This window comes from Epilithonimonas zeae (genome assembly GCF_900141765.1).
Lineage (GTDB): Bacteria > Bacteroidota > Bacteroidia > Flavobacteriales > Weeksellaceae > Epilithonimonas > Epilithonimonas zeae.
The window spans coordinates 382898-407989 of record NZ_FSRK01000001.1 but is presented as its reverse complement, the minus strand read 5'-3'; the positions used below and the strand labels follow the sequence as shown (position 1 = coordinate 407989).

At 35.2% G+C, this 25092-nt stretch carries 22 protein-coding genes; 14 read left to right on the top strand and 8 right to left on the bottom strand.

Features of this window, described 5'->3' with window-relative positions; translation table 11 throughout:
* Positions 1–74: 74 nt before the first annotated feature.
* Positions 75–1610, bottom strand: coding sequence for a serine hydrolase (locus tag BUR19_RS01840; RefSeq protein WP_074233234.1), 1536 nt, complete (start codon positions 1608–1610; stop codon positions 75–77).
* Between the two features lie 100 nt (positions 1611–1710).
* Here BUR19_RS01840 and BUR19_RS01835 point away from each other — a divergent pair, with 100 nt between their 5' ends.
* From BUR19_RS01835 to BUR19_RS01825, 3 genes are all read left to right on the top strand, one after another.
* Positions 1711–2262 carry a DNA-3-methyladenine glycosylase I gene (locus BUR19_RS01835; protein WP_074233233.1) on the top strand — a complete coding sequence of 184 codons (552 nt, stop codon included), beginning with the start codon at positions 1711–1713 and terminating at the stop codon, positions 2260–2262.
* Between the two features lie 164 nt (positions 2263–2426).
* Positions 2427–3785, top strand: a complete 1359-nt coding sequence (gene pyrF / locus BUR19_RS01830) for an orotidine-5'-phosphate decarboxylase (protein WP_074233232.1) — start codon at positions 2427–2429, stop codon at positions 3783–3785.
* A gap of 278 nt (positions 3786–4063) precedes the next feature.
* The gene (locus BUR19_RS01825; RefSeq protein ID WP_074233231.1) at positions 4064–6880 is read left to right on the top strand and encodes a TonB-dependent receptor; all 2817 of its coding nucleotides are present in this window, start codon (positions 4064–4066) and stop codon (positions 6878–6880) included.
* 110 nt (positions 6881–6990) lie between these two features.
* Here BUR19_RS01825 and BUR19_RS01820 read toward each other — a convergent pair whose 3' ends face one another.
* The 3 genes from BUR19_RS01820 to BUR19_RS01810 form a co-directional block, all read right to left on the bottom strand.
* Positions 6991–7752, bottom strand: coding sequence for a carbohydrate binding domain-containing protein (locus tag BUR19_RS01820; RefSeq protein WP_074233230.1), 762 nt, complete (start codon positions 7750–7752; stop codon positions 6991–6993).
* A gap of 300 nt (positions 7753–8052) precedes the next feature.
* Positions 8053–8832, bottom strand: a complete 780-nt coding sequence (locus tag BUR19_RS01815; RefSeq protein WP_074233229.1) for a T9SS type A sorting domain-containing protein — start codon at positions 8830–8832, stop codon at positions 8053–8055.
* 195 nt (positions 8833–9027) lie between these two features.
* Positions 9028–9795 carry a T9SS type A sorting domain-containing protein gene (locus BUR19_RS01810; protein WP_074233228.1) on the bottom strand — a complete coding sequence of 256 codons (768 nt, stop codon included), beginning with the start codon at positions 9793–9795 and terminating at the stop codon, positions 9028–9030.
* Between the two features lie 163 nt (positions 9796–9958).
* Here BUR19_RS01810 and BUR19_RS01805 point away from each other — a divergent pair, with 163 nt between their 5' ends.
* The gene (locus BUR19_RS01805; RefSeq protein ID WP_379954866.1) at positions 9959–13201 is read left to right on the top strand and encodes a hypothetical protein; all 3243 of its coding nucleotides are present in this window, start codon (positions 9959–9961) and stop codon (positions 13199–13201) included.
* A gap of 57 nt (positions 13202–13258) precedes the next feature.
* On the opposite strand, the gene BUR19_RS01800 is transcribed toward BUR19_RS01805, so the two are convergent.
* Complete coding sequence (locus BUR19_RS01800; protein ID WP_074233227.1) at positions 13259–14089, bottom strand: sulfurtransferase; 831 nt, start codon at positions 14087–14089, stop codon at positions 13259–13261.
* 95 nt (positions 14090–14184) lie between these two features.
* Here BUR19_RS01800 and BUR19_RS01795 point away from each other — a divergent pair, with 95 nt between their 5' ends.
* Both BUR19_RS01795 and BUR19_RS01790 read left to right on the top strand, forming a co-directional pair.
* Positions 14185–15138 carry an NAD-dependent epimerase/dehydratase family protein gene (locus BUR19_RS01795; protein WP_074233226.1) on the top strand — a complete coding sequence of 318 codons (954 nt, stop codon included), beginning with the start codon at positions 14185–14187 and terminating at the stop codon, positions 15136–15138.
* 86 nt (positions 15139–15224) lie between these two features.
* Positions 15225–15977 (top strand): polysaccharide deacetylase family protein, encoded by a 753-nt coding sequence (locus BUR19_RS01790; protein ID WP_074233225.1) that lies wholly within the window; start codon positions 15225–15227, stop codon positions 15975–15977.
* A 176-nt stretch (positions 15978–16153) separates the two neighbouring features.
* Here the strand turns inward: BUR19_RS01790 and BUR19_RS01785 are convergent, their stop codons facing one another.
* Together BUR19_RS01785 and BUR19_RS01780 are read right to left on the bottom strand one after the other, a co-directional pair.
* The gene (locus BUR19_RS01785) at positions 16154–17359 is read right to left on the bottom strand and encodes a metallophosphoesterase (RefSeq protein WP_074233224.1); all 1206 of its coding nucleotides are present in this window, start codon (positions 17357–17359) and stop codon (positions 16154–16156) included.
* Positions 17360–17455: 96 nt separating this feature from the next.
* Positions 17456–18535 carry a 3-oxoacyl-ACP synthase III family protein gene (locus tag BUR19_RS01780; protein ID WP_074233223.1) on the bottom strand — a complete coding sequence of 360 codons (1080 nt, stop codon included), beginning with the start codon at positions 18533–18535 and terminating at the stop codon, positions 17456–17458.
* Between the two features lie 203 nt (positions 18536–18738).
* On the opposite strand from BUR19_RS01780, the gene BUR19_RS01775 reads away from it, so the two are divergent.
* The gene (locus BUR19_RS01775) at positions 18739–19335 is read left to right on the top strand and encodes an IMPACT family protein (RefSeq protein ID WP_074233222.1); all 597 of its coding nucleotides are present in this window, start codon (positions 18739–18741) and stop codon (positions 19333–19335) included.
* A gap of 3 nt (positions 19336–19338) precedes the next feature.
* Here BUR19_RS01775 and BUR19_RS01770 read toward each other — a convergent pair whose 3' ends face one another.
* Positions 19339–20046: a zinc metallopeptidase gene (locus BUR19_RS01770; RefSeq protein WP_074233221.1), complete on the bottom strand. Its 708-nt coding sequence runs from the start codon at positions 20044–20046 to the stop codon at positions 19339–19341.
* Positions 20047–20157: 111 nt separating this feature from the next.
* Here BUR19_RS01770 and BUR19_RS01765 point away from each other — a divergent pair, with 111 nt between their 5' ends.
* From BUR19_RS01765 to BUR19_RS01735, 7 genes are all read left to right on the top strand, one after another.
* Positions 20158–21288, top strand: a complete 1131-nt coding sequence (locus BUR19_RS01765) for a GNAT family N-acetyltransferase (protein WP_074233220.1) — start codon at positions 20158–20160, stop codon at positions 21286–21288.
* A 69-nt stretch (positions 21289–21357) separates the two neighbouring features.
* A complete protein-coding gene (locus tag BUR19_RS01760; protein WP_074233219.1) occupies positions 21358–21540 on the top strand; it encodes a hypothetical protein in 183 nt (60 codons plus the stop codon).
* Positions 21541–21663: 123 nt separating this feature from the next.
* The gene (locus BUR19_RS01755) at positions 21664–22035 is read left to right on the top strand and encodes an NADH-quinone oxidoreductase subunit A (RefSeq protein ID WP_074233218.1); all 372 of its coding nucleotides are present in this window, start codon (positions 21664–21666) and stop codon (positions 22033–22035) included.
* A 68-nt stretch (positions 22036–22103) separates the two neighbouring features.
* Positions 22104–22664, top strand: a complete 561-nt coding sequence (locus BUR19_RS01750; protein ID WP_063969022.1) for an NADH-quinone oxidoreductase subunit B — start codon at positions 22104–22106, stop codon at positions 22662–22664.
* Positions 22665–22670: 6 nt separating this feature from the next.
* A complete protein-coding gene (locus tag BUR19_RS01745) occupies positions 22671–23165 on the top strand; it encodes an NADH-quinone oxidoreductase subunit C (protein WP_074233217.1) in 495 nt (164 codons plus the stop codon).
* A 75-nt stretch (positions 23166–23240) separates the two neighbouring features.
* Positions 23241–24464 (top strand): NADH-quinone oxidoreductase subunit D, encoded by a 1224-nt coding sequence (locus BUR19_RS01740; protein WP_074233216.1) that lies wholly within the window; start codon positions 23241–23243, stop codon positions 24462–24464.
* A 116-nt stretch (positions 24465–24580) separates the two neighbouring features.
* Positions 24581–25090: an NADH-quinone oxidoreductase subunit NuoE family protein gene (locus tag BUR19_RS01735; RefSeq protein ID WP_074233215.1), complete on the top strand. Its 510-nt coding sequence runs from the start codon at positions 24581–24583 to the stop codon at positions 25088–25090.
* Positions 25091–25092: the final 2 nt, after the last annotated feature.

Genomic DNA, 25092 nt, shown 5'->3' with positions numbered 1-25092 from the left:
CTTTAAATACATACGAAAACTCCTGAACTTAATTGTTCAGGAGTTTTTAATTTTCAAATGACAAAATACGTCTATTAATTAATCTTCTTCAAATCCAAATCCTCAAAATCAAAACTAAAATCTGTCACGTCAGAAATCGGTTTCATTTTTGCAGAAACGGCTTTTCCATTTTCATCAAAATTCAACGTGAAGAAAACATCGGCGTCATAACTTCTGTCATCCCATTTCACGACAAAAGAATTGGCAGAATAGGGAATCAAATCGCCTTTCAGTTTTGGAGAAGATTTGCTAAGAATTCTATAAGCTTTTCCAACTTTAGAAACCTCAACAATTCCAAACCATTCATCTTTGTACCAACCAATGAATTGGTCGTCTTTCAAATCAGATTTGAACTTCGAAGCTTTGTCGTAAACGTCTTTTTTTTGTTTGGAGAAAAACTCTTCATTCTTTTTATTTCTATCGCCATAAATTTTCAGCCAATCGCGGTTTTCAACTTTCAGATAAGCATCTTTCACAGAGTTTGTAATCGTAGAAAAAGCTGCACCGGATTGTTGATTGGTCAAGACCACGATTCCCAGTTTCATATCAGGAATCAAAGTAAAATGCGTTACAGTTCCAATCAAACCGCCAGAATGCTGAACCTGCAAATGACCTTTCACATCGCTCAAAAACCAACCTAAACCATAACCATAAAAATGCGTATCATAAGGAGAAGTAATCCCAACTTTATCAGGAATCTGAAGACTCCAAAGTTCGTGCGCATTTTTCTCAGAAACCAAGCGTTTTCCATCTTTGGTCACAAAACCATTTAAAAGGAAATTAGCCCAAGTTGTCATATCCTGGATGTTACTCATTATTCCACCCGCTGCATTCGCCGTTTCGTTCCAGTCGTGAGGAACTGCGATGGCTTTTCCGTCAACTGGCGCGTGCGCATCGATGATATTTTGAGAATTTTTTGCACGATTATAAGAACCGAAACTCGCTGTCATTCCGACAGGTTTCATAATTCTCTGCTCGATAAAATCTGCCCATTGCAAACCGGAAACTCTATGAATCACTTCTCCAGCAACGATGAACATTATATTGTTATAATCCAAAGTCGTACGGAACGGATTTTCTGGTTTCAAGTAACGAACATTGTGAACGATATCATTCACGGTCAAACTCCCACCTTCCGGGAAGAACATCAAATCACCTTGTCCCAATCCCAATCCAGCTCTGTGTGTTACCAAGTCTTTGATGGTTACATTCTGTGAAACGTAAGCATCTGCCATTTGGAATTCAGGGATATATTTTGTGACTTTATCGTCCCAGTTGATTTTACCTTCGTCAGCCAAAATCGCCAAAGCGGTGCAAGTGAAACCTTTACTATTAGAAGCAATTCCCACCAATGTATTGTCATCCATAGGCTGATTATTATTAAGCGAACGAACACCGAATCCTTTGGCATAAATCACTTTTCCATCTTTAACAATTCCGACGGACATTCCCGGAACGTCAAAGGTTTTTAAAGAATTTTGAATAAGTTCGTCGAGTTTCTTTTCTTCAATTTGAGCATTGGAAACGGCAAATGAAAAAAGGACAAAAAGTAAAGATATATTTCTTTTCATTTTTAAATTAGAATTTATGCTAAGATAGGAATTTGTAATTTTTAATTGTGAATGATTATGGGTTAATTATCTTTACATTTAAAATTTAATTACAAAAACGATGTCCTATTGTCAAGCTATAGAAACGATGCAGCCGGAAGAGCGAAAAGCACTGCACAAAAACTACCACGATAATCATTATGGTTTCCCAATTCATAATGATGATGAACTTTTCGGAAGATTGATTATGGAAATCAATCAGGCTGGATTGAGCTGGGAAACGATTCTCAAAAAGGAAGAATCTTTCCGAAAAGCTTACAGTAATTTCAGTATAAAGAAAATTGCCGCGTACACAGAAAAAGACCGAGAAAGATTATTGGCCGACCCGGGAATCATTAGAAACAAACTCAAGGTCAATGCAGCTATAGAAAATGCAAAGACTATTTTGGAATTGAAAAAGGAATTCGGTTCTTTTGAAAAATGGCTGGAACATCATCATCCGAAAACTAAGGAAGAATGGGTAAAATTGTTCAAGAAAACTTTTAGATTCACGGGTGGAGAAATAGTTGGTGAGTTTCTGATGAGCATTGGTTTTCTGAAAGGTGCGCATTCTGAAAATTGTAAAATCAATGAAAAAATATTTGCTACAAATCCAAAGTGGAAGGAAGTTTAATTTAAATTATCTCGCAGATTAAGCAAAATTTGCTGATTTTAAATTGAGAATATTATTTAATCTGCGGAATCTTTAAAATCTGCGAGAAATAAAAAAAACGAAACTTTTGTGACTTTTGTGGTTTAAAAAATAGCCTTAAATTTGTAGAAATCTAAGAAAAGTAAATGGAAAGTAAAAAAGAATTCTTCCTCGAGTGTTACAAACTCGGGATTATTAAATTTGGGCGTTTCACATTGAAAAGCGGTATAGAAAGTCCGTTCTACGTGGATTTGCGTCCACTAGCTTCTGACCCCAAAATCCTTAAAAAACTCGCCAATTATCTTCTGGAAATGCTTCCGTTGGATAATTTCGATATCATTTGCGGTGTTCCTTATGCGGCACTTCCGATGGCGACTGCAATGTCTCTTCAAAGTTACATTCCATTAATTATTAAACGAAAAGAAGCAAAAGCTTACGGAACAAAAAAACTGATTGAAGGCATCTACGAAAAAGGTCAAAACTGTCTTTTGGTAGAAGATGTGATTACATCCGGAAAATCTTTGGTAGAAACGATTGACGAAGTTGAAAATGAAGGCATCAAGGTTTCTGATATTGTTGTAGTTCTCGACAGACAACAAGGAGGAAAAGAAAAGCTGGAAGACAAAGGTTACAAAGTGCATTCACTTTTCAATATTTCTGAAGTTGTAGAAATCCTGAGAGAAGTTAGTTATATTGATGACGAAGAAGTTGCAAGAATTCAGGATTTTGTGAACGGAAATCAGGTAGTTTTCGAAGAGAAAAAACGATTGTCTTACGAACAAAAACTGAAAGTTGCTGAACATTCTTTCGCGAAGAAAATCCTTGAAATTGCTATTGAGAAAAAGTCAAACCTAATTGCTTCGGCAGACTTCATCACTACAAAAGAATTATTGGATTTCGCTGATTTTGTTGGTCCTCATATTGTGGCTCTTAAAACACATATTGATATTCTGAATGATTTCGATGCTGATGAAACGATTCTTCCACTTAAAGATTTGGCAACAAAACATAATTTCCTTTTAATGGAAGACCGAAAATTTGCTGATATCGGAAATACTCAGGAATTACAATTTTCTTACGGAACTTATAAAATTTCCAATTGGGCAGACTTAGTAACTTCTCACGTGATTGGAGGAAGCAAAAGTTTAGATTGCTTTGTAAATGTTGGTGTTGTAGCAATTTTAGGAATGTCTTCTGAAGGAACTTTAACAGATTCTCATTATCGCGAAGAAGCTTTGAAAGTCATAGAAAATCATCCAAGCATTATCGGATGTGTGGCGCAGAATCAAGTTTCTGACCAGCTCTTACTATTCACACCAGGTGTGAATTTGGGAACAAGCGGTGATGACAAAGGGCAACAATATAATTCTCCGGAACACGTGATTAAAAATTACGGTACAGATTTCATTATCGTGGGACGCGGAATTTACAAAGCTGACGAGCCTGAACAAGAAGCTTTACGTTACAAAAACGAAGGTTGGAAAGCCTATCAAGATTCTTTGTAAATCTTCTAAATGATTTAAAATATTAATTAACCCCTTCAGAGATTGAAACTCTGAAGGGGGTTTTGTTTTTTATGATAGTCCGTCAGAAGGGTCGTTATCAAACTGTCAGTCTGAGGTTCTCGAAGGCAAATAAACGCTTCAAAAATCGTCAGATTTTACCCCTTATGAAAATTCTATCAATTCGGAAATTTCGTACCATTAGTAGAAAAAAATTTTAACAACTAAATATTAATATTCATCAGAAAAAAAGTAGTAGTTTTAGTTACTTATATTTTTTGATGAAGCGATTTCTTTTATGTTTGGTTCTATTTCTTCCTTTTTTCTGGGCAAAGTCTCAGCAAGACAGCATTTTGTTGAATGTAAAACTGAATGAAGACCAAAAATCGATTTCTGTAGAACAGACTTTGTTTTATCATAATCTGCACCAGAAATCCATCAATCAAATCAAACTTTTGAATTGGGTTTCTGCTTATCAGAAACGTAAAACACCACTTCTCAAAAGAAAAGTTGAAGACAGAAAGAAGGATTTGTATTTTGCTAAGGATAATCAACTCGGGAAGTTAGAAAGTCTCCAATATTCTTACGGAAATATTTCTGCTGAAATTCTTAATAAAACTCAGGAAAATATTCTCATTCCGCTTTCCGAACCTTTAGAATCTGGAAAAAGTATCAAACTTAATATGAAATATCAAATCCAGCTTCCTGATGCTCGCTTTACAGGTTATGGCGTAGATGTGAATCACATTTTGTTAAAGTACTTTTTCCTTGTTCCAGAAACTTATGAAGATGATTTTCAAAAAAAATCTTTCTATCGTGACACCGAAGAAACAGCTAATGCAGGCTCATTCTGGAAAGTAAATTTTGAGGTTCCAAATAATTGGAAAATCTATTCTAACCTTAATCAAAATAGTAACACTGAGTTCGAAGGACAATCTATCAACGATCCAGAATTTCAAATTTCAAAAGAAATTTATCCTGAATTTCCAATCAATATTGATGGACAACCAATCAATGTTCAGCTAGGTTATCAGGTTACGGAATATCAGCGTCAGATTTTAGGTTCTGTTATTACGAATCATCTCAAATTCATAAAAACGAGAGTTGGAAATCTTCCTGACAAATTATTCATCACTCAAAAATTCTTGAATAAAGAAGAGTTTATCGGGATTGATGATGTCAAGTTCTGGAAATTCAAATACCAATTGTTTACGGATTATGAAAAGACAGATTTGGATTATTTCAGTGTGATTTCAAAGAAAGTAATGGATGACTATTTCATAACCAACAAAACGAAAGACCACTGGCTGAAGAATGGTTTGAAGTCCTATCTTGAGATTGAATATCTTAAACAGTTCTATCCAGAACACAAACTTTTGGGAAATCTCCCCGATAATGCCAGCATCTTCGGTATAAAACCTCTGAAGCTATTTCACGCCTCGAAACTTAAACTCTCCGAACGTTATGGTTTGGCTTATCATTATATCTCGACCCAGAATCTCGACCAAAAAATAACGACGCCTTATTATCTTCTGAGCAACTTCAATACAACAGCTATTAGTCAGTTTGAGATGGGAAGCCTTTTGGCTCAAATCTCAGAATATTCGGGAACGCAATCTTTTGATAATTTTTTGAAAGATTACCTTTCTGCTAATTATCAATCCAAAACAGAGGGTCAAAAATTCCTAAATGAACTGAAAATTTTTTCCAAAGGAAAGTCTAATTTCTTGCAGCAAATGATGGCTGAAAAACACCGAATCAACTTCAATTTAAAAAATATCAAAGAACAAAAAGAGAATTATTTGGTAGATATTCGTAAAAACAACACACTGGAAATACCTCTTAAAATAGGAACAGAAAAGAGTTCAGGCGAAACTACAACCTATTGGAAAGAGTCGAGTTTGGCTAAAAATGATACACTTTCGGTTCCGAAAAAAGATGTAGAAAAAATTGTTTTAAATGATAATTATATCTTCCCAGAATCTAACTACCGGGATAATTATATCTACACCAAAGGATTATTCTCAAATACAAAAAAAATAAGGTTCAAGTTGATAAAAGACATCCAAAATCCAGAATACAACGAAATTTTCCTGACACCAAGATTGACTTTCAACGCTTACGATAAAATTCTTATTGGAATGAATTTTAAGAATCAAGGGATTTTTGACCAAAAGTTCGATTATTCTTTCACACCTTATTTCAGTACAGGAACTGGAAAGTTGACAGGTTCTGGAGCAGTTGGTTATTCGATTTTACCACCGAATAGTTTTTTCAGAAGCTGGAATTTTGCAGTTTCCGGTTCTTACTTTCATTATAATAACAATTTGGCTTATAAAAGATTTGGAGCCGGAACATCAATTAACTTTAATAAAAATCCGAGAAGCGCCTTGGGAAGAAGTTTGTATTTTTCTTATAATTATTATGACAGAGAGCTTACTCCGCTGATGATTGAAAATAATCTTTACTCCAAATACAACCTCTGGAATTTGGGTTATTCTTACTCTGACAACCGCTTGATTCACGAAAAATATATCTCTGGTAATTTACAATGGATGGAAGACTTCCAAAAGATTTCTGCAGAAGCTTTTTATCGCTGGGAATATGCAAAAGACAAAAAAATCAGTTTTAGATGGTTTGCCGGGTATTTCATTAAAAACAATACCAAAAATGCTTTGTTCAATTATGGTATTTCACGAGTATCCAACTACTCTTTTTCTTATGGATTGTTGGGGCAGAGTGCGACTTCGGGGATTCTTTCCCAGCAGTTCATCTTGGCAGAAGGCGGCTTCAAATCGATGTTCAATACTTCAGTCAATCAGTTCATCACCAGTTTGAATGTAGATTCTCACGTTTGGAAATGGTTTAATGTTTATGCTGATGCCGGCGTTTACAAAAACAAAAACAGAGCAACACAATTCATTTGGGACTCTGGAATAAAAGTGAAGGTCATTCCTGATTTCTTGGAAGTTTATTTTCCCGTTGCCTCTAGTTTAGGCTTCGAAGCTGGTTTCAAAGATTATGGTTACAGAATCCGATATACTCTGGTTTTGAACCTTGGAGCTTTGATTAATAATTTGAGACGCGGGGTTTTCTAAAACCACTTGTAAATGCTGGTCATCTATTAAAACAATCTGATTTTATCCCTTAAAAAGAACAAAAAAGGCTTCCAAATTAGGAAGCCTTCTATTTTTAAGAAAAACTAATATTAGTTTTTGATTACTTTTTGAGCTACTTTTTCTCCGTTTACAGAACCTGTAACGATGTAAACACCTTTAGCAAGAGAAGCAACGTTCAAAGTAGAACCTTCTATTACTTTAGCAGCTTTAACAACTTGTCCAGCAGCGTTGATGATTTGGATATCAGCAGTCTTAGCGAAAGCGATAGATTCTCCAACTACAGTATTTTTAACTAAGCTATATTTATCTTTAGAGAAGTCAACAACAGCCATTGTTCCTTTTTCATAGGCCATAACATCGTCAAAAGAAGAAGTTGTTCCTCCGTAAGCTCTTATTGCGACATCAAGATTAGTTACAGCTGTTCCAGCAGGCATTTCAGCTGTATACTGTGTCCAAACAGCGGCAGCAGGCAAATACTTATTATTAGTTCTGAATGGATCTGTAGTATTATCTGGCGTAGTATATACAGGTGCTCCAGAAGCATTTTTGTAAATACTCCAAAGTCTAGCAGCAGAAGCACTAGAAGTTTTGTACCAAAAAGAAATAACATATGTTTTTCCCTCCGTTACTGGAACATTTTGGAAAAATCCTGTGGTAGCAGACGGCGAATAAGTAGCACTGTTACTTCCTGTATGCGCATCAGTTGTAGAAATTGTAGGTGCAGTGTAACCAGTTCCAGTTCCAGCAGTCCAAGGAGCTAAACCACTTTCAAATCCACCATTAACTACTAAATTTTGAGCAGATACCAAAGATACCGCAGCAACACTTAAAATTGTAAAGATTTTTTTCATTTTATTAAAGTTTAAAAAATTGTTTTATAATATTATTTAAAGGGATGCTAAGTTAATAAAAAAATGTATTCAGCAAAATTTTGTTTATTTTTTAACATTTCCATATTCATAAAGTTCGATTTAATCAAGGCTGTAAAATTTTGCCTTCATAAAATTAACATATTTACATCTTCATAAACTATCCCTTTTTTGCTGGTACAAAAGTAAACATATTAAAAGAACTATATGTTAATCCTGTTTTAAATCATCAAAAAATCCAGCATCTCACGATACTGGATTTGTAATAATTAAAGGGAATAATTACTTTTTAATTACTTTTTGTGAAACTGCTTGTCCATTAATAAGACCTGTTACGATATAAGTTCCTTTTGGCAAAGCCGAAACTTCTAATCTTGTGTTTTCAGTCACTTCAGCAACTTTCACAACCTGACCAGCTGTGTTATAAACAGATACTCTTGCAGAAGTCCCAAAAATCAATTCGTTTGAGACAATTGTATTTTTAACCAAATTAGTTTTTCCTTTCGCAGCATCTATTGCGGCCATTGTAGGCGCAAAGAATTTGACATCATCAATATAGAGTCTGGATGTCGCAGTAGGAGCTGTAGCATAAGTTAATTCAAATTTGAATCTAAGTCCTCCTGTAGCTGACGATGGCACATTATAAGTATACTCGGTTTTTGTAGTAGTTAATGTGAAGGTTTGTGGGCTTAACCAAGTGGTTCCGTTATTGGCGGAATAAGAAACGATAACATTAATTCCATTGGTATTGGCCGCACTAAATGTCACTTTCTCAACACCAGTAGTATTGAAATTAGTATACGTGTAACCTTTGCTGCTAGTCGCACTTGTGTACCATCTCATTTGCATAGATTGGTTCCCTGTCAGCGGAGAAGTGGTAGAAGGTGTTCCGTAGAACGTCCCCCATTGTTTCCCTGCAGCACCACTAAACGTAACTGTTGTATTATTGTAAACGTTGTCTGATGAGAAACTATCGCTTGATTCAAATCCTGTAGAATAGATTTGTGCATTGATTGTTGCAGTTAAAAAAACTGCAGCTAATAAAGAATAGAACTTTTTCATAATTAGTATGTATTAAAGATTTTGTTTGTGACAAATCTATCATGACTCTCCCTATTCTGTATTGACTAAATATTAATAATAGAATAACAATCAATAACTTAAAGTTTCATTTAAATTCATTTTACTTAATATTATATTAACAAAAAAACGCTACCAAAAATGGTAGCGCAATATAGTTTATTAGATAAATTAAGATTATTTCTTAATTACTTTTTGAGATACAGCTTGTCCATTAACAAGACCCGTTACTACATAAGTTCCTTTTGGCAAAGCAGAAACATCTAATCTGGAGTTTTCAGCAACCGCAGCAGTTTTTACAACTTGACCAGCAGTATTGTAAACTGATACTTTTGCAGAAGCTCCGAAGATTAATTCATTTGCTACGATTGTATTTTTCACCAAGTTAGCTTTTCCTTTTGTAGCATCTCCTACTGCCATTGTAGCTGCATCTTCAACTAAAACATCATCCAAGAAAAAACGGTTATTAGCAGCTACATCTGCAGAAAATTTAAGCTTTAGTGGTCCTACAACATTTGTTAAATTAACTGTATAAGTATTAAATTCTCCTTTAGTTAGTGTGATTGCACCATCTGCTACTGTAGCACTACCGCCAGCAACACTTACAGTGATTGTTACTTTTTCGTTTGTACTATTCCAAGCTCCTGCTCTGAAAGTTAATTTAAGTGCAGTTGCAGTTGTAGAGAATTCAGGAGTAATTGCACTTCCCATATTACTTCCAGAACCTAATTTAAGACATTTATCACCTCCTGCAGCTGAAGTATTTACCCAGCCAGCTAATTTGCCTGTCAAAGGTCCTGTAGCAATACTTCCACTCCATCCTCCAGAGTTTCCTCCAGTGTAAGTAGATGCTCCTGTTAATGTATCAAAGTTTTCAGAAAATACTTGCGCATTTACTGTTGCAGTCAAAGCGACTGCTGCCAATAAAGAATAGAATTTTTTCATAATATAAAGTTTAAAAATTGTTATTAATTCTGTTTGTTTTTACGAGTGCCAAATATAAAATTTTAATGTCAAGTATAATTTTATATCCCCTGTTTCCGTTTTAAATAATTGTTAATTCGCTGTAAAGCCTATTATTAGTACATTTACACATCACAAGAAAAGGGTGTCGAAGATAAATAAAATTTTTCTAATAATCTGTACTTTTTTTGCACTAATTTCGGTTAATGCACAGATTTTCAATTGGAAAAATCCTAATATCCCGCAGGATTCCCTCAAAAAAGACAGTATTCTAATTTCTAAAATCAATCAGGATTTTTTCACCAAAGACACGCTCGACTTCATCAAAAAACAAAATCGCGTGATTTATGATGAAGAAGTGCTCGTTAAAAATGACAAGAAAAGAATCCTTGGAGAACTTAACTCCAAAGGTTCTATTATTAGAGGAATTACTTTTGGAAATAATCAGGGTTCATCTGTGCAAAGTTCTATGGATATGCAGATTTCCGGAAAACTGAGTCCTGATGTTTCGATTTTGGCTTCTATTTCAGACCACAATCTTCCAGTTCAGGCTGATGGTTACACTCAAACATTGCAGGAGTTTGACAAAATCTATCTTCAACTTAACATCAAAAACCACAGCATAATAAGAGCTGGGCATCTCGACCTTAATGATGAAACGACCTATTTCGGTCGTTACCAAAGGCGAAGTATGGGATTGCAGTTTCTTACAAATTGGGAAAAGAATGGTAACAAAACTTCAGTTGATGTTTCCGGAGGTGTTGCCCGAAGTGAATTTTTCAGGATGCGATTCCAAGGTGTTGAAGGCAACCAGGGACCTTATCGATTGACTGGAAAAAACGGCGAATTATTCATCACAATTATTTCTGGTTCAGAGCAGGTTTATATCGATGGAATTTTGATGAAACGTGGCGAAAATCAGGATTACATCATTAATTACAATACGGGAGAAATCACTTTTACTAGTTTTAGACCGATTTATTCTCAGAATTTCATCAACGTATCTTATAACTATAGCAATCGAAATTACACAAGATTTTTAATTACCGGAAACATCAAACATCAGCGTGAGAAGCTCAAAGCGGGATTCAGTTGGTTTATGGAGAATGATAATAAAAACGCACCACTTTCATTAAATCTTAGTGAAGAAGACCAGCAAACTTTAGTCAATGCAGGGAACAATCCTGATGCAATGTATTCGCCATCAGGTGTAGAAACGGAATATGATGTGAATAAAATTCTCTACAAAAAAATATTCGATACAGACTCTTTCCATTATGAGTTTTCTACAGACCAAACTCAGGTTTTGTATCAGGTTTCATTCACTTATTTTGGCAGTGGAAAAGGTGATTATCAATTACAGCAGTCCACTAACAACGGACGTGTTTTCCAATATGTTGGAAGCGGTTTGGGAGATTATATGGCAGTTAGAAAATTGCCGGCGCCGGAAAAAGCACAAGTTTATTCAGCAAATTTCGAATATGCTTTAAATGAAGGTATCATTGGGACCGATGTATCGATGAGCAATTATGACATCAATATGTTTTCGTCCAGAGATAATGATAAAAATATTGGTTACGCTGCAAGAATTTATGCCAACAAAACATTCCGAAAAAACACCTGGACAGGAACGCCAATGTTGGAATATCAAATGATTCAGAAGAACTTCCATATTTTGGATAGAATTAACAATGTTGATTTCTGGAGAGATTTTAACCTGACCAATGAGTTCAGCCAGATTACTCAGAATAGATTTATTTTCTCTTTTTTAAATGACTTTAACAAAACTTCAAAAATCAATTATAAACTGAATTATCTTGAAGAAACCGACACTTACAAAGGAATCAAAAATGACATCGATGCCATTTGGAAAATCGGTAAATTCAATAATCTCGCAGCGGTTTCTTATCTCGACACCAAATCGACTGACCTTAACACAACTTTCATCCGAGGAGCTGTCTCCACAGAAATGGTAGGCAAAAAAGGGAGCTGGATGTTGGGAGGTTCTATGGAACACAACGAGAAAAAATATAACGCCACGCAATTGTTAGATGTAACGAGTTTCAGCTGGAAAGAGGTTTTCATTCAGAAAAAAATCGCTGATTCTGCACGAACCAAATTATTGACTAAGGTTTATCTTCGAAGTAATGATTCGGTACAGGATAATCGTCTTCAGAAGATGAATAATATTTTGGGATTGATGGCGGAAAGTCAAATCATCAAAACGGAAAAAACACAATTATCGACTTTGGTTCATTACAGAAAATTCTATTATGAAAATCAGACTTTGGCAAATGACCAGAATCAGGATTTTGTGGTGGGAAATATTTTATACAATCAGCAATTATTCAAAAACGGGATGCGCCTTCAGCTTTTCTACGAACTTGGAAACGGTCAGGAAGCGCAACGTGAGTTCCAATACATCAAAGTAACCGATGGACAGGGCGTATACAAATGGACGGATTACAACAATGACGGCATCCAGCAATTGGATGAGTTTGAGGTGGCGGAATATGCAGATTTGGCGCAATACATCAGAGTTTACACAAATAGCGTGAATTATCTCGCTTCCAACAAAAACAAATTACAAGTCGCTTTATTCGTAAATCCATCTGTCATTATCAGTTCTGAAAATGCTTTTCTGAAGCGTTGGAACTTCAATTTGTCCTTACTTTCTCAAAATTCTTATATGAAAGGCAGCAAGGTTCTGGTCTGGAATCCTTTCGAAAAACAGGCTGACCAATTGCTGAGAACACAGAATATTTTGGCTTCGGCTTTATTTAATTCCAATGATAAATCCGGTTGGAACGGCAGTTACCGATACACCGATAATGATAATTTGGTTAATGCCAATTACAGTAACGAAGCACACGGACAGAAATCTCATTTCCTGAACGTCGGTTATTCGTTTTCCAAGACTTTCCGAACAGATTGGGAAAACACCTTGCAAAATGTCACAAACAGCTCTCAGGTTTATGCTTCCAGAAATTACCTTCTTCAAAACTGGGAAACTAAACCAAAAGGAACCTATAAGCTAACCGAAACTTTGCAAACCGAATTATCTGGCGCGCTTCGTCAGAAAAAAAGAACCGATGGCGATGAACTTTTGAAAACCTACGAGATCTCCGGAACTTTGCAATGGGAAAAAGCGAAAACTTCTGTAAGAGCTAATTTCTCTTTCATCAATAATGATTTTACAGGCAATAGTTTCAGCATCGTCGGAAATCAAATGCTGGAAGGTCTAAAAGCTGGAAAAAATCAAGTCTGGACATTATATATCCAACAAGCAATTAATTCCTTTATTCAACTTAATGTAAACTATGAAGGCCGTAACTCTGGTGACCGAACAATCCATATCGGAAGTATGCAAATACGAGCGAGCTTTTAATAATTATGAGTTATAAATTATTAATTATGAGTTTTCAAATGCATTCATTATTCATAACTAAACTTCGTTTCTGCTCCACTCGCTCCAGCTTCCAACATACAAATTCGGAATATCAAAACCGGCGTAGTCCAAAGCTAAAAGAGAATGACAAGCCGTCACGCCACTTCCGCAATGGAACGTGATTTTATTTTGGTCATAATTTTCAAATAATTCTGAATACAAATTTTTGAGAAGTTCAGGAGATTTGAACAAACCATCGTCATCCAGATTATCAATGAATGGAAAATTCTTAGCATTCGGGATATGTCCTGCAATCAAATCAATTAGCTCTGTGATACCGTCATACCGTTGAGATTCTCGGACATCAACAATCACAGAACCCGAATCTTGTGTTGCCAATTTAACATCATCCATCCAGATTTGTGGCAATTGCCAGTCTTGGTGTCCAGAAATATAGTCGGTTTCTGGATAAGAATCTTCACCAGAGCTCAAAGGGTAATTTTGATTTTCTGCAAACTGCAAACCACCATTCAGAACCTGAACATTGGTCTGACCAACCGCACGCAACATCCACCAAAATCTCGCTGCTGCATTAGCTCCGTTTTTATCATCATAAATTACAACGTGAGAATCTTTATCAATTCCTAAACTCCCTAAAGTTTTTATAAAATCTTCAAACTTTGGTAGCGGATGTCTTCCTCCATTTTTTGGATTATCAATTTCGGCCAAATCAGAATTCAAATCAACAAAAACCGAATTTTCAAGATGTTTTTTAAGATATTCTTCTTTAGCATTTGGACCAGTTCGGCCATCAAAAATTCTCAGATTCGGATTTTCAGATATGGTAAAAAGTTCAGCAACTTCAATTATTGGCGATTGATTTTTCATATTATGATATTTTTAAAAAATTTATTGGAATTCTTTTTGATTCTCAATCCCAAATTTAATTAGATTTGCGAATCAAGAAAAGTAAAAATGAAACTATGACAGAAAAAATTCTCATCACCGGCGCACTAGGGCAGATTGGAACGGAACTAACCGTTAGATTATCAGAAATTTATGGTAAAGAAAACGTTATTGCTTCTGGACTCGACAAGTGGAAAGAAGGCATTACAGAAGCTGGTTATTACGAAAGACTGGATGTAACTAATTTTCAAGCCGTTACAGACGTCATAAAAGAACACAACATTACTACCGTTTATCATTTAGCATCGCTTTTATCCGGAACTTCAGAAAAGCAACCACTTTTTGCTTGGAAACTGAATCTTGATCCGTTAATCCATCTTTGCGAATTAGCAAAAGAAGGAACATTAAAAAAGATTTTCTGGCCAAGTTCTATTGCCGTTTTCGGAAAAGGAATACCTAAAGAAAATGTTGGGCAAGAAGTTGTTTTGAACCCGACAACTGTTTACGGAATATCAAAAATGGCAGGCGAAAAATGGTGCGAATATTATTTCGAAAAGTATGGAGTTGACATTAGAAGTATTCGTTATCCAGGTTTGATTTCCTGGAAAGCACCAGCAGGTGGAGGTACCACAGATTACGCTGTAGAAATATTTTATGAGGCTGTAGAAAAAGGAAAATATACGAGCTTCATCAGTGAAAATACAGCGATGCCAATGTTATATATGGACGACGCCATTGACGCAACAATCAAGCTGATGACAGCTCCAAAAGAACAGGTGAAATTACGTTACTCTTACAACCTTGGAGGGATGAGTTTTACACCAAAAGAGCTGGCAGCAGAAATCAAAAAAACAATACCTGATTTCGAGATAAAATATGAGCCGGATTTCCGTCAGGCAATTGCAGATTCTTGGCCAGCGAGTATTGATGATTCTGCTGCAAAACAAGACTGGAGATTAGATTACAAGTTTGATATTTCGTCAATGTCAATAGATATGATAAATAATCTTAAAAAGAAATTAGGCAAATAGCTAGATTTAAATAATTAATTTAGATTAAATACATTTTAACATTTGATTTTAAATTAATTATAAATAAAATATAAATTTTGGTTTAAGTGGTTTTATTAACTTTCAACATATCAATTTCTGAAAATAAAATATTAAACACTAAAAATATTTCAGAAAAAGAATTGATTACATCTATCGAAGAAAAAACAGAAATCATTTTGCTTTTATTGGAACTTCATGAGTTCAAAGCAACATTTTTCGTTGAGGTTTCTATTGTTGACAAGCTTCAAAAACTACTAAAAAAGATTTCATTTTCAGGACACGAAATCGCATTTTATAACGTCAATTCCACGCCAGAAAATATAGAAAAAACCAAGCAAAATTTAGAGCATTTTTTGGAAAAACCAGTTCGTGGTTTGAGACAAAAATATCATCAAATTTCGTATTCCGAAATCAAGAATTTGGACTTCAATTATGTTTCGAATATCGAAGAATCCAAGCTCAATTTTCTATGGCGAAAATTGACTGCAAAAACTGAAATTCATATCGAAAATGATTTGACCATCGTTCCGGAAAGTCAGTCACCCTACTCTCAACTTCCGTTCAATGATTATGTCTTTCAGGTCACACCGATGAAGTATTATGAGAGTATGCTTTTGGAGAGTTTGAAGAATAATGAGTACGTGATGATTTACGTCAATGCGTGGCAATTTTTCAACCGAAACGAATCACCTTTTGACTTGCCATTTTACAAAAAGATAAATACCGGCCGAACATTTGAAGACCGTCTTGAGCAGCTATTTCAATTCATTGATGAAAATGAAATAGCTGTATCGAGAATGAAGGATTATTTGTTTTAATAAGCTTAAAAAGTTTAATTTCAATTTTCAGATTCAGCAAATAACAAAATATATTTTTGAATAATTGATAATTATTTAAAGTTATAATTAGCTAACGGAACCATACAGTAACTTTACTGAAACCATACAAAAAGCCTGCTATCATTATATTGATAAACAGGCTTTTTATTATTAAATTAACTCAGCTCAAACACGGTAATTTCTGGCAATACTCCTACCCTACCTGGATAACCAATAACGCCAAAACCACGATTGACATAGAGATACTTATCGCCACTTTGATATAAATCTGCCCATTTAGGATATTTATATTTCACAGGCGACCATTTGAAATTCTTCAAATCAATTCCGAACTGCATTCCGTGCGTGTGTCCGGAAAGCGTTAATTGAACGTCTTTTGGATGATTTTTCACTACCGCATCAAAATGTGACGGGTCGTGAGACATCAGGATTTTACAAGATTCTACAGGAACATCTTGCGTTGCTTTATCTAAATCTCCAAACTGTGGAAACGGTGGAATTCCCCAATTTTCTACACCTAAAATATATAATTTTTCCCCGTTTCTTTCTATGATTCTATTCTCATTTCGAAGCATTTGGAAACCAGCTTTCTTTTCATATTCAACCAAAAGTGGAATATTATTTCTTCTTTCTTCCTCATTTTTCCATTCGCCATATTCACCGTAATCGTGATTTCCTAAAACCGCAAATTTCCCGTCCTTACCCTTAATCTGAGAAAACAAATCAATAAAGGGAACAAATTCATCCGCATAATTATTAACCATATCTCCGGTAAAAAGTACCAAATCTGCATTTTGCTCATTAATCAAATCGATAGCGTGCTGCAATTTCTTGGGATTTTGGAAACTCCCACTGTGAACATCAGAAATCTGAACAATTTTATAACCTTTGAAACTCGCTGGTAAGTTTTTGAGTTTAAGTCTTACAATCCTTGCTTTGTGACGGTATTTCCCAAAGATAATTCCATCCAAAACCATTCCCGCCAGAATCGCTCCCGAACCAAGTCCAACCAAGCTGATAAACTTCCTCCTTGACGGATAAATGTGATTATCTGTTGCGACATAATTGTAACCGAAATTCAGAAGTCTGATAATATCCTCAATCAAAAGAAAAATAGCGACTAAAATCTTCGGCAGAACAAAAATTAAAATGACCGAAAAGACGATTTGGAAATTCAGATACTTGTGAGAAGCCCTATTGAAAGTAAAGACTGAATAAATCAAAAAAGTATAAATGATAATGGTAGGAATCCAATAAATAAACCTTGCATTCTGGCTTGTATAAACTGTTTTAAAAGCTTGATAAACATAAGTTTCCAACACTAAAAAAATTCCTAGAAGAAATAAAATATTCTTTTGCATACTATGATATAAAAAAAACAAAAGGAATAAAAAAATCATTCCTTTTGCATTATAAACGTTTAAAATTGAATTTTACTTTAATTCAATTTTATTATCTTAAATTTTCCCTTCCGGAAACTTGTAAACAACACAATTGATGTTCATCCCGGCGCCAACAGATGTAAACAAAATATGAGAACCTGGCGTGAAATGCTGACCTTCCATTTTCCCTTTTCTGATTAAATCAAACAAAGTAGGAACTGTTGCAACTGAAGAATTTCCTAATTCCTGAATCGTCATCGGAGAAATCGCGTGATCATATTCTTTTTGTCCGTATAATTTGAAAAGTCTGCCAATCATCGCATAATCCATCTTTGCATTAGCCTGATGAATCAAGACTTTGCTGATATCGGAAATATCGAGATTCGCTTTTTCAATAGTTGCTTTTATTGCATCAGGAACATTTTTCAGAGCGTATTCGTAGATTTTACGACCTCTCATTCTGATGTATAATTTACTTTGATCGTGCTCCAAATTCAAAGAAGGTGCATTTTCCAAAAAGCAAAGCTCTTCACCATTATCACAAAGCGTATTATCCGCTATCACACCAACAGTAGTATCTTCCGTAGCCGTTACAACAACAGCTCCAGCGCCATCTGCAAAAATCATTTTGTTTCTGTCATAAGGGTCAGTTACTCTACTCAAAGTTTCACCACCAACTACCAAAACAGTTTTAGCTTTTCCAGCTTTTATCATCGTATCAGCAAGAATCAAAGATTCTACCCAACCCGGACAACCGAAAATCATATCATAATTGACACAATCTCTTCTTTTAATTCCCAATTTACCCTTCAGCCTAGCTGACATAGAAGGCATAAAATTCGGAACACCATCCGTATCTAATTCCCCAAAATTGGTGGCATAGATGATATAATCAATCTCTTCTTTATCAATACCTGCATCTTCTATAGCTTCAATAGAAGCTCTGAGACCAAGGTCAGAATTAAAATCTTCAGGATTCATATATCTCCTTCTTTTGATTTCCGTAATATCTACAAACTTCTCGATGATTTCCTCAGTTGGTTTCTCAATCAATTGATTATTATCATCATAGAAAATCGAGTCCTTGAAATGAGAACCTTCTATTACGTTTTCCGGGATATAACTTCCGGAGCCAATGATTACTGTATTAGGCATTGATTTAAAAAAAATTTGAATGCAAAATTACGCAAAAATTAATTTACTGAATTTTATTTCTTTAAGATTTCTTTAAGAAGTTTCCACAACTCGTTTGACAATTCTTATCTGACTCCTATAAACACTAATAGATTCACACATTTTTATATAATAATTGAATATTAACAATTTGAAATTCTTTTTGGAATTTATATTTTTGACGAATGTTTGAATTCCAAACCATACAGAAACCGATTGAAGATATTTTGCTCAAAGAAAAGGGAAGCAAGTTCATTGGTTTTGCTTATCCCGTTAACTCTGAATCTGAGATTAAGGATTCATTAAATCACTTAAAATCAATTCATCCAAAAGCAACACATCATTGTTATGCTTACAGATTAGGAATCAACGGCGAAAATTATCGCGCTAACGATGACGGCGAACCTTCCGGAAGTGCCGGATTGCCTATTTACAATCAACTTCTCGCCCATCAAATCACGAACATCTTAGTAGTTGTGATAAGATATTACGGAGGAACAAAATTAGGCGTTGGTGGACTTGTAAAAGCTTACAAAGAATCAGCGAAATATACTTTAGAACAAGCCACGATCATTACTAAAGAATTAGAATCTAAAATCGAATTAAAGTTCAAATTCTCACAACAAAATCAAATTTTTACTTTGCTTAATAAATACGATGCAAAAATCCTTGACTTCGATGCTCAGGAAATTTGTATCATCCAAGCCAATATCAAAACCTCTAAAAGAGAAAGCATCTCAGACGAGTTGTCCGAGATGCTTTTGGAATTTAATTTTTCATAACTTTTACCTTCTATTCCCTAATAACATCGATGCAAAATAAAGCAATTGCGCCAAAGAACCGAGCGCTGCCACAACATAAGTTCTGGCCGCCCATTTCAAAGAATCTTCTGCGCCTTCATATTCCTCAGCAGTTACTGTTCCTGTAGATTTCAACCATTGCAAAGCGCGATTACTAGCGTCATACTCCACTGGTAATGTTATAAATGCAAACAATGTTGTCACAGCAAACAATATTACACCAATTGCTAAAACTGTTGTATTTCCGTTTGGATTATCAATACTTCTGGTTGCTGCCATTATGGCAATACCAGCAAACAAAACAAACTGTAAAAGATTAGAGCTGATATTGACAATCGGAACCATTTTTGACCTCAATTGTAACATAGAATAACCAACTGCATGTTGTACAGCATGTCCACATTCATGAGCTGCAACTGCGGCGGCGGCGGCGTTTCTTTGCATATAAACCGCTTCCGAAAGATTAACTGTTTTATTTTCAGGATTATAATGATCAGACAAATGTCCTGGAACAGAAACTACCTGAACATCGGTAATCCCGTTGTCTCTCAACATTTTTTCCGCAACTTCTTTTCCAGACATTCCATTTCGTAGATGGACTTTGGAGTAATATTCGAACTTCGATTTGAGTCTAGAGGAAACAATCCAACTAAACAACATAGAAATTCCAATAATTAAATAATAACCAGTCATTTTTAATAAAATTTACATTAAAATAAATCTATGATTTTTGAGTAAAAATTATGCCAAAGCATTGCACATTTTACCTTAAAAACTATCTTTGTCTTATTGATAAGCAAGAATATGGAAAACATCATTATAAAGCAAGTGGTTACGGAAAGTGATTTGATAAAATTCATAAAATTCCCGATGGAATTGTACAAGAACAACCCGAATTTTGTTCCACCTTTAATCAACGATGAAAAAGACATTTGGAATAAGGATGAAAATCCTGCGTTGCTATATTCTCAGGCGAAACAATTTTTAGCTTATAAAAATGATAAAATCGTTGGTAGAATTGCGGTGATGATTAATAATAAGGAAGCTCAGGAATTGGGAATCAAAAAAGTAAGATTTGGATGGATTGATTTTATTGATGACGAGGAAGTTTCCAAAGCTTTGATTAATGAAGCAATTAAATACGCCAAAGAAAATCAAATCGATAAAATCGAAGGTCCAATGGGATTTACGAATCTTGACAAAGCCGGAATGTTGATTTTCGGGTTTGATAAATTGGCAACAATGATTGGAATTTACAACTTCGAATATTATCCGAAACATCTGGAGAAATTAGGTTTGGTTAAGGAAAAAGAGTGGGTAGAATTTGAATTGCAATTCCCTGACGTTTTACCAGAAAAAATAGAGAAATTCAGTGCTTTGATTGCTCAGAAATACAAATTGAGAACTTTAAAGTTTAATAACAAAAAAGAGATTCTTCCTTATGTAGAACCGATGTTTAAGCTTTTGGATGAAACTTACAAATCGCTTTCAACTTACACACCAATTTCGGACGAGCAAATCAAATCTTACAAAGAGAAATACTTCAGTTTTATTGATAAAGATTACATCACTTGTGTTGCGGACGAAAATGATAATTTAGTGGCTTTTGCGATTACAATGCCTTCTTATTCCAAAGCTTTGCAGAAAGCCAACGGAAAGCTTTTCCCTTTTGCTTGGTGGCATTTTTTACAAGCCGGAAAGAAAAACGACAGAGCAAATTTTTATTTGATAGGAATTCATCCGGAATATCAGAGACGTGGTGTTACTTCTATGATTTTCAAATCCATCCAGATGAATCTTAAAAGTAAAGGCATTAAATTTCTTGAAACCAATCCAGAGTTAGAGGAAAACAAAAACGTACAAGTTCTTTGGCAGGATTATCATCCCGTGCATCATAAAAGCAGAAGAACCTACTCTTTGAACATCAATGATTAATTTAGTTAAACAATTGTTTAACTAAATTATATTTCAACTTAGATTTCTGACCTTTAAAATCCAATTCAATTGAAAAAGCAACTTTACATATACGCAGGTCTTATCATTTTGTTTGTAGCTTACAATTTCTACAAGCCAGTCAAAGACGACAGATTGGATGCTGTCATCAACATCTTGTTTGCCAGCGTATTGTTTCTGTACATCGCTTATATAGCTTATCTTGTTCTCAAGAAGATAAGTAAGAAAGACTAATCAGTCCTTATTTATAACTGTTCTAAATTTACAAAAACAGACTTTTGTCTGCTCTTCCGAAGGCGGATAATTTAATATATTAAATCTTTATTTAGTATTTTTGCATAGTTAAATTTAGACTTTATGAATTTACCTGAAAATTATATTCCAATACTCATTCAAGCAGGAGTTGGATTGGGCTTTGTTATCATTTCTTTGTTGGGTGCACATTTTTTGGGACCAAAACAAAAGAAAGGTAATTCTACCAAAAATTCAAGTTGGGAATGTGGTATTCCTGTTGAGGGAAACGCTAGAACGCCTTTCTCCATCAAATATTTCTTAACTGCTGTATTGTTTGTATTATTCGATATAGAAATCGTATTTTTTTATCCTTATGCTGTTAACTTCAGAGAATTTGGAATGGAAGGCTTTTTAGCCGTACTTACGTTTGTTGCTATTTTCTTTGTCGCTTTTTTCTACGTCTGGAAAAGAGGCGCTTTGGATTGGGACAAATAAATTAATTTAATTACGTTTTGGATTTAAAATTGAATCAATTAAAGTCTAAAATTTAAAATCTAGAAAAAATGTCAGATAATAAACCAGTAATAAAAACAGATGCGCCCGCTCCTCCAGGATTTGAAGGAGAAGGATTCTTCGCAACACAATTGAGCAGTGTGATCGGGATGGCAAGAAAGTTCTCACTTTGGCCTTTACCTTTTGCAACATCTTGCTGTGGAATCGAATTTATGGCGACATTGAATCCAACTTACGATGCATCAAGATTTGGAATGGAAAGAAACTCTTTCTCTCCAAGACAGGCAGATATGTTGATGGTTTGCGGAACTATTTCTAAAAAATTAGGACCAGTTTTGAAAGAAGTTTACACCCAGATGGCTGAGCCAAAATGGGTGGTTGCTGTTGGCGCTTGTGCTTCCAGCGGTGGTATTTTTGATACTTATTCGGTTCTTCAGGGGATCGATAAAATTATTCCTGTTGACGTTTATGTTCCAGGGTGCCCACCAAGACCAGAACAAATCATTGAAGGTGTAATGCAGGTGCAGGCTTTGGCAGAAAGCGAAAGCATCAGAAGAAGAGATATGCCAGAGTATCAGCATTTGTTAGATTCATACAACATCGACAACTAAGGAATAATGACGAACGAATTTGTATTAGAAGCTATCACGAGAGAATTTCCTGAGTCTGTGATTTCAAGTTCAGAACCATACGGAATGCTGACGGTTGAAATCAAGAAAGACGATATCAAGAAGGTAATTCATTATTTGAAAGATTCAAGTTTAGAAATTAATTTTTTGACGGATGTTTGCGGGATTCATTATCCTGAAACACCTGAGAAAGAGATTGGCGTTATTTATCATTTGCATAATATGATGACCAATTTCAGAATTCGTCTTAAAGTTTTTATGACGAGAGAAAATGTTGAAGTTGATTCTTTGACTGAATTATATGCCGGAGCCAACTGGATGGAAAGAGAGACTTTTGATTTCTATGGAATCAAATTCAAAGGACATCCGGACTTGAGACCAATCCTTAATATGGAAGACCTAGGTTACCACCCAATGTTGAAAGAATATCGCTTGGAAGATGGAACCAGAACAGACAAGAACGATAGTATGTTCGGAAGATAAAATTAATATAAATGATAAATGATGATAGATAAATGATTATCGATTATCACCTATCAATTATCAATTATAAAGAATATGAAAGATAACTCATTATCTAATATACTTAACCAATACGATAGCAAGGAACAAATCGACGGGCAATTATACACCCTGAATCTTGGACCTACGCACCCTGCAACTCACGGGATTTTCCAGAACGTTCTTACAATGGACGGAGAAAGGATTCTTCACGCTGAACAAACTGTAGGTTATATTCACAGAGCATTTGAAAAAATCTCTGAGAGAAGAAACTTTGCACAAATCACGACGCTTACAGATAGAATGAACTACTGTTCTGCACCGATCAATAACTTAGGTTGGCATATGACAGTTGAGAAATTGCTTGGAATCAAAGTACCTAAGCGTGTAGATTATATGCGTGTGATTTTGATGGAGTTGGCAAGAATTGGTGACCACTTGATTTGTAACGGTGTAACAGGAATGGATGCCGGCGCAATTACAGGACTGACTTATATGTTCATCGAAAGAGAACGTATCTACGATATGTACGAGCAGATTTGCGGTGCAAGGATGACGACCAATATGGGAAGAATCGGCGGTTTCGAAAGAGATTTCACACCGAAATTCCACGAGTTGTTGAAAGACTTCCTGAAAACTTTCCCAGCAAGATTTGCAGAATTCGGTCAATTGTTAGAAAGAAACCGAATCTTTATGGACAGAACCATAGGAGCTGGCGCAATCTCAGCAGAGAGAGCTTTAAGCTACGGTTTCACAGGTCCAAACCTACGTGCGACTGGCGTAGATTATGACGTGAGAGTGGCACAACCTTATTCTTCTTACGAGGATTTCGATTTTATCATTCCAGTTGGAACTGCGGGCGATACTTACGACCGTTTTATGGTTCGTCAGCAGGAGATTTGGGAATCATTGAAAATCATCAATCAAGCTTACAATAATCTTCCAGAAGGACCATTCCACGCAGATGTTCCGGATTTCTATCTTCCTGAAAAGGCAGATGTTTACAACAAAATGGAAGCTTTGATTTACCATTTCAAAATCGTGATGGGAGAAACGGATGTTCCTAAAGGCGAAGTTTACCACGCTGTAGAAGGTGGAAACGGCGAATTAGGATTCTATCTTGTGAGCGATGGCGGAAGAACGCCTTACAGATTGCACTTCAGAAGACCTTGTTTCATTTATTACCAAGCGTATCCGGAAATGATTACCGGCGCTGTAATATCTGACGCGATTGTTACGATGTGTAGTATGAATATCATTGCGGGAGAATTAGACGCATAATTATTAGACAAATACATGAAAGATAAAAGACTTTCATTTCAAAAATAAAAATTGAATTTAGAATTCAGAATCGCGAGTCTTGACTCTTTGTTCTTGATTCTTTAATCTTAAATAAAATGAGCGAAACAATTGCTTTTAAACCTGAGAGTTTAGCACAGGTTCATAAAATTATCGCAAGATATCCTGAAGGCAGACAAAAATCTGCGTTGATTCCTGTCTTGCACATTGCACAGAAAGAATTCGATGGTTGGTTAGCAGTTCCAGTAATGGATTATGTAGCTGAACTATTGAGTATCACGCCGATCGAAGTATATGAAGTTGCGACTTTCTATACTATGTTTAATATGAAGCCGGTTGGGAAATATGTTTTGGAAGTTTGCAGAACCGGACCTTGTATGTTGAACGGAAGTGACAATATCCTAGACCATATCCGTACAAAACTGAATATCAAAGATGGAGGAACTTCTGAAGACGGATTATTTACTTTGAAGCCTGCTGAATGCTTAGGAGCTTGTGGATATGCACCAATGATGCAGTTGGGTAAATTCTTTCACGAAAATTTAACAATAGAAAAAGTTGACGAAATCCTTGAGCTTTGCAGACAAGGAGCAATCGCTTTAGATTAATA

Excerpts from the sequence above, each read along its gene's own strand:
- BUR19_RS01770 (WP_074233221.1), bottom strand. The coding sequence starts at position 20,046 with ATGACTGGTTATTATTTAATTATTGGAATTTCTATGTTGTTTAGTTGG.
- BUR19_RS01780 (WP_074233223.1), bottom strand. The coding sequence starts at position 18,535 with ATGCCTAATACAGTAATCATTGGCTCCGGAAGTTATATCCCGGAAAAC.
- BUR19_RS01800 (WP_074233227.1), bottom strand. The coding sequence starts at position 14,089 with ATGAAAAATCAATCGCCAATAATTGAAGTTGCTGAACTTTTTACCATA.
- BUR19_RS01765 (WP_074233220.1), top strand. The coding sequence starts at position 20,158 with ATGGAAAACATCATTATAAAGCAAGTGGTTACGGAAAGTGATTTGATA.
- BUR19_RS01835 (WP_074233233.1), top strand. The coding sequence starts at position 1,711 with ATGTCCTATTGTCAAGCTATAGAAACGATGCAGCCGGAAGAGCGAAAA.
- BUR19_RS01775 (WP_074233222.1), top strand. The coding sequence starts at position 18,739 with ATGTTTGAATTCCAAACCATACAGAAACCGATTGAAGATATTTTGCTC.
- BUR19_RS01810 (WP_074233228.1), bottom strand. The coding sequence starts at position 9,795 with ATGAAAAAATTCTATTCTTTATTGGCAGCAGTCGCTTTGACTGCAACA.
- BUR19_RS01740 (WP_074233216.1), top strand. The coding sequence starts at position 23,241 with ATGAAAGATAACTCATTATCTAATATACTTAACCAATACGATAGCAAG.
- BUR19_RS01750 (WP_063969022.1), top strand. The coding sequence starts at position 22,104 with ATGTCAGATAATAAACCAGTAATAAAAACAGATGCGCCCGCTCCTCCA.
- BUR19_RS01825 (WP_074233231.1), top strand. The coding sequence starts at position 4,064 with ATGAAGCGATTTCTTTTATGTTTGGTTCTATTTCTTCCTTTTTTCTGG.
- BUR19_RS01840 (WP_074233234.1), bottom strand. The coding sequence starts at position 1,610 with ATGAAAAGAAATATATCTTTACTTTTTGTCCTTTTTTCATTTGCCGTT.
- BUR19_RS01815 (WP_074233229.1), bottom strand. The coding sequence starts at position 8,832 with ATGAAAAAGTTCTATTCTTTATTAGCTGCAGTTTTTTTAACTGCAACA.
- BUR19_RS01795 (WP_074233226.1), top strand. The coding sequence starts at position 14,185 with ATGACAGAAAAAATTCTCATCACCGGCGCACTAGGGCAGATTGGAACG.
- BUR19_RS01755 (WP_074233218.1), top strand. The coding sequence starts at position 21,664 with ATGAATTTACCTGAAAATTATATTCCAATACTCATTCAAGCAGGAGTT.
- BUR19_RS01820 (WP_074233230.1), bottom strand. The coding sequence starts at position 7,752 with ATGAAAAAAATCTTTACAATTTTAAGTGTTGCTGCGGTATCTTTGGTA.
- BUR19_RS01785 (WP_074233224.1), bottom strand. The coding sequence starts at position 17,359 with ATGCAAAAGAATATTTTATTTCTTCTAGGAATTTTTTTAGTGTTGGAA.
- BUR19_RS01745 (WP_074233217.1), top strand. The coding sequence starts at position 22,671 with ATGACGAACGAATTTGTATTAGAAGCTATCACGAGAGAATTTCCTGAG.
- BUR19_RS01735 (WP_074233215.1), top strand. The coding sequence starts at position 24,581 with ATGAGCGAAACAATTGCTTTTAAACCTGAGAGTTTAGCACAGGTTCAT.
- pyrF (WP_074233232.1), top strand. The coding sequence starts at position 2,427 with ATGGAAAGTAAAAAAGAATTCTTCCTCGAGTGTTACAAACTCGGGATT.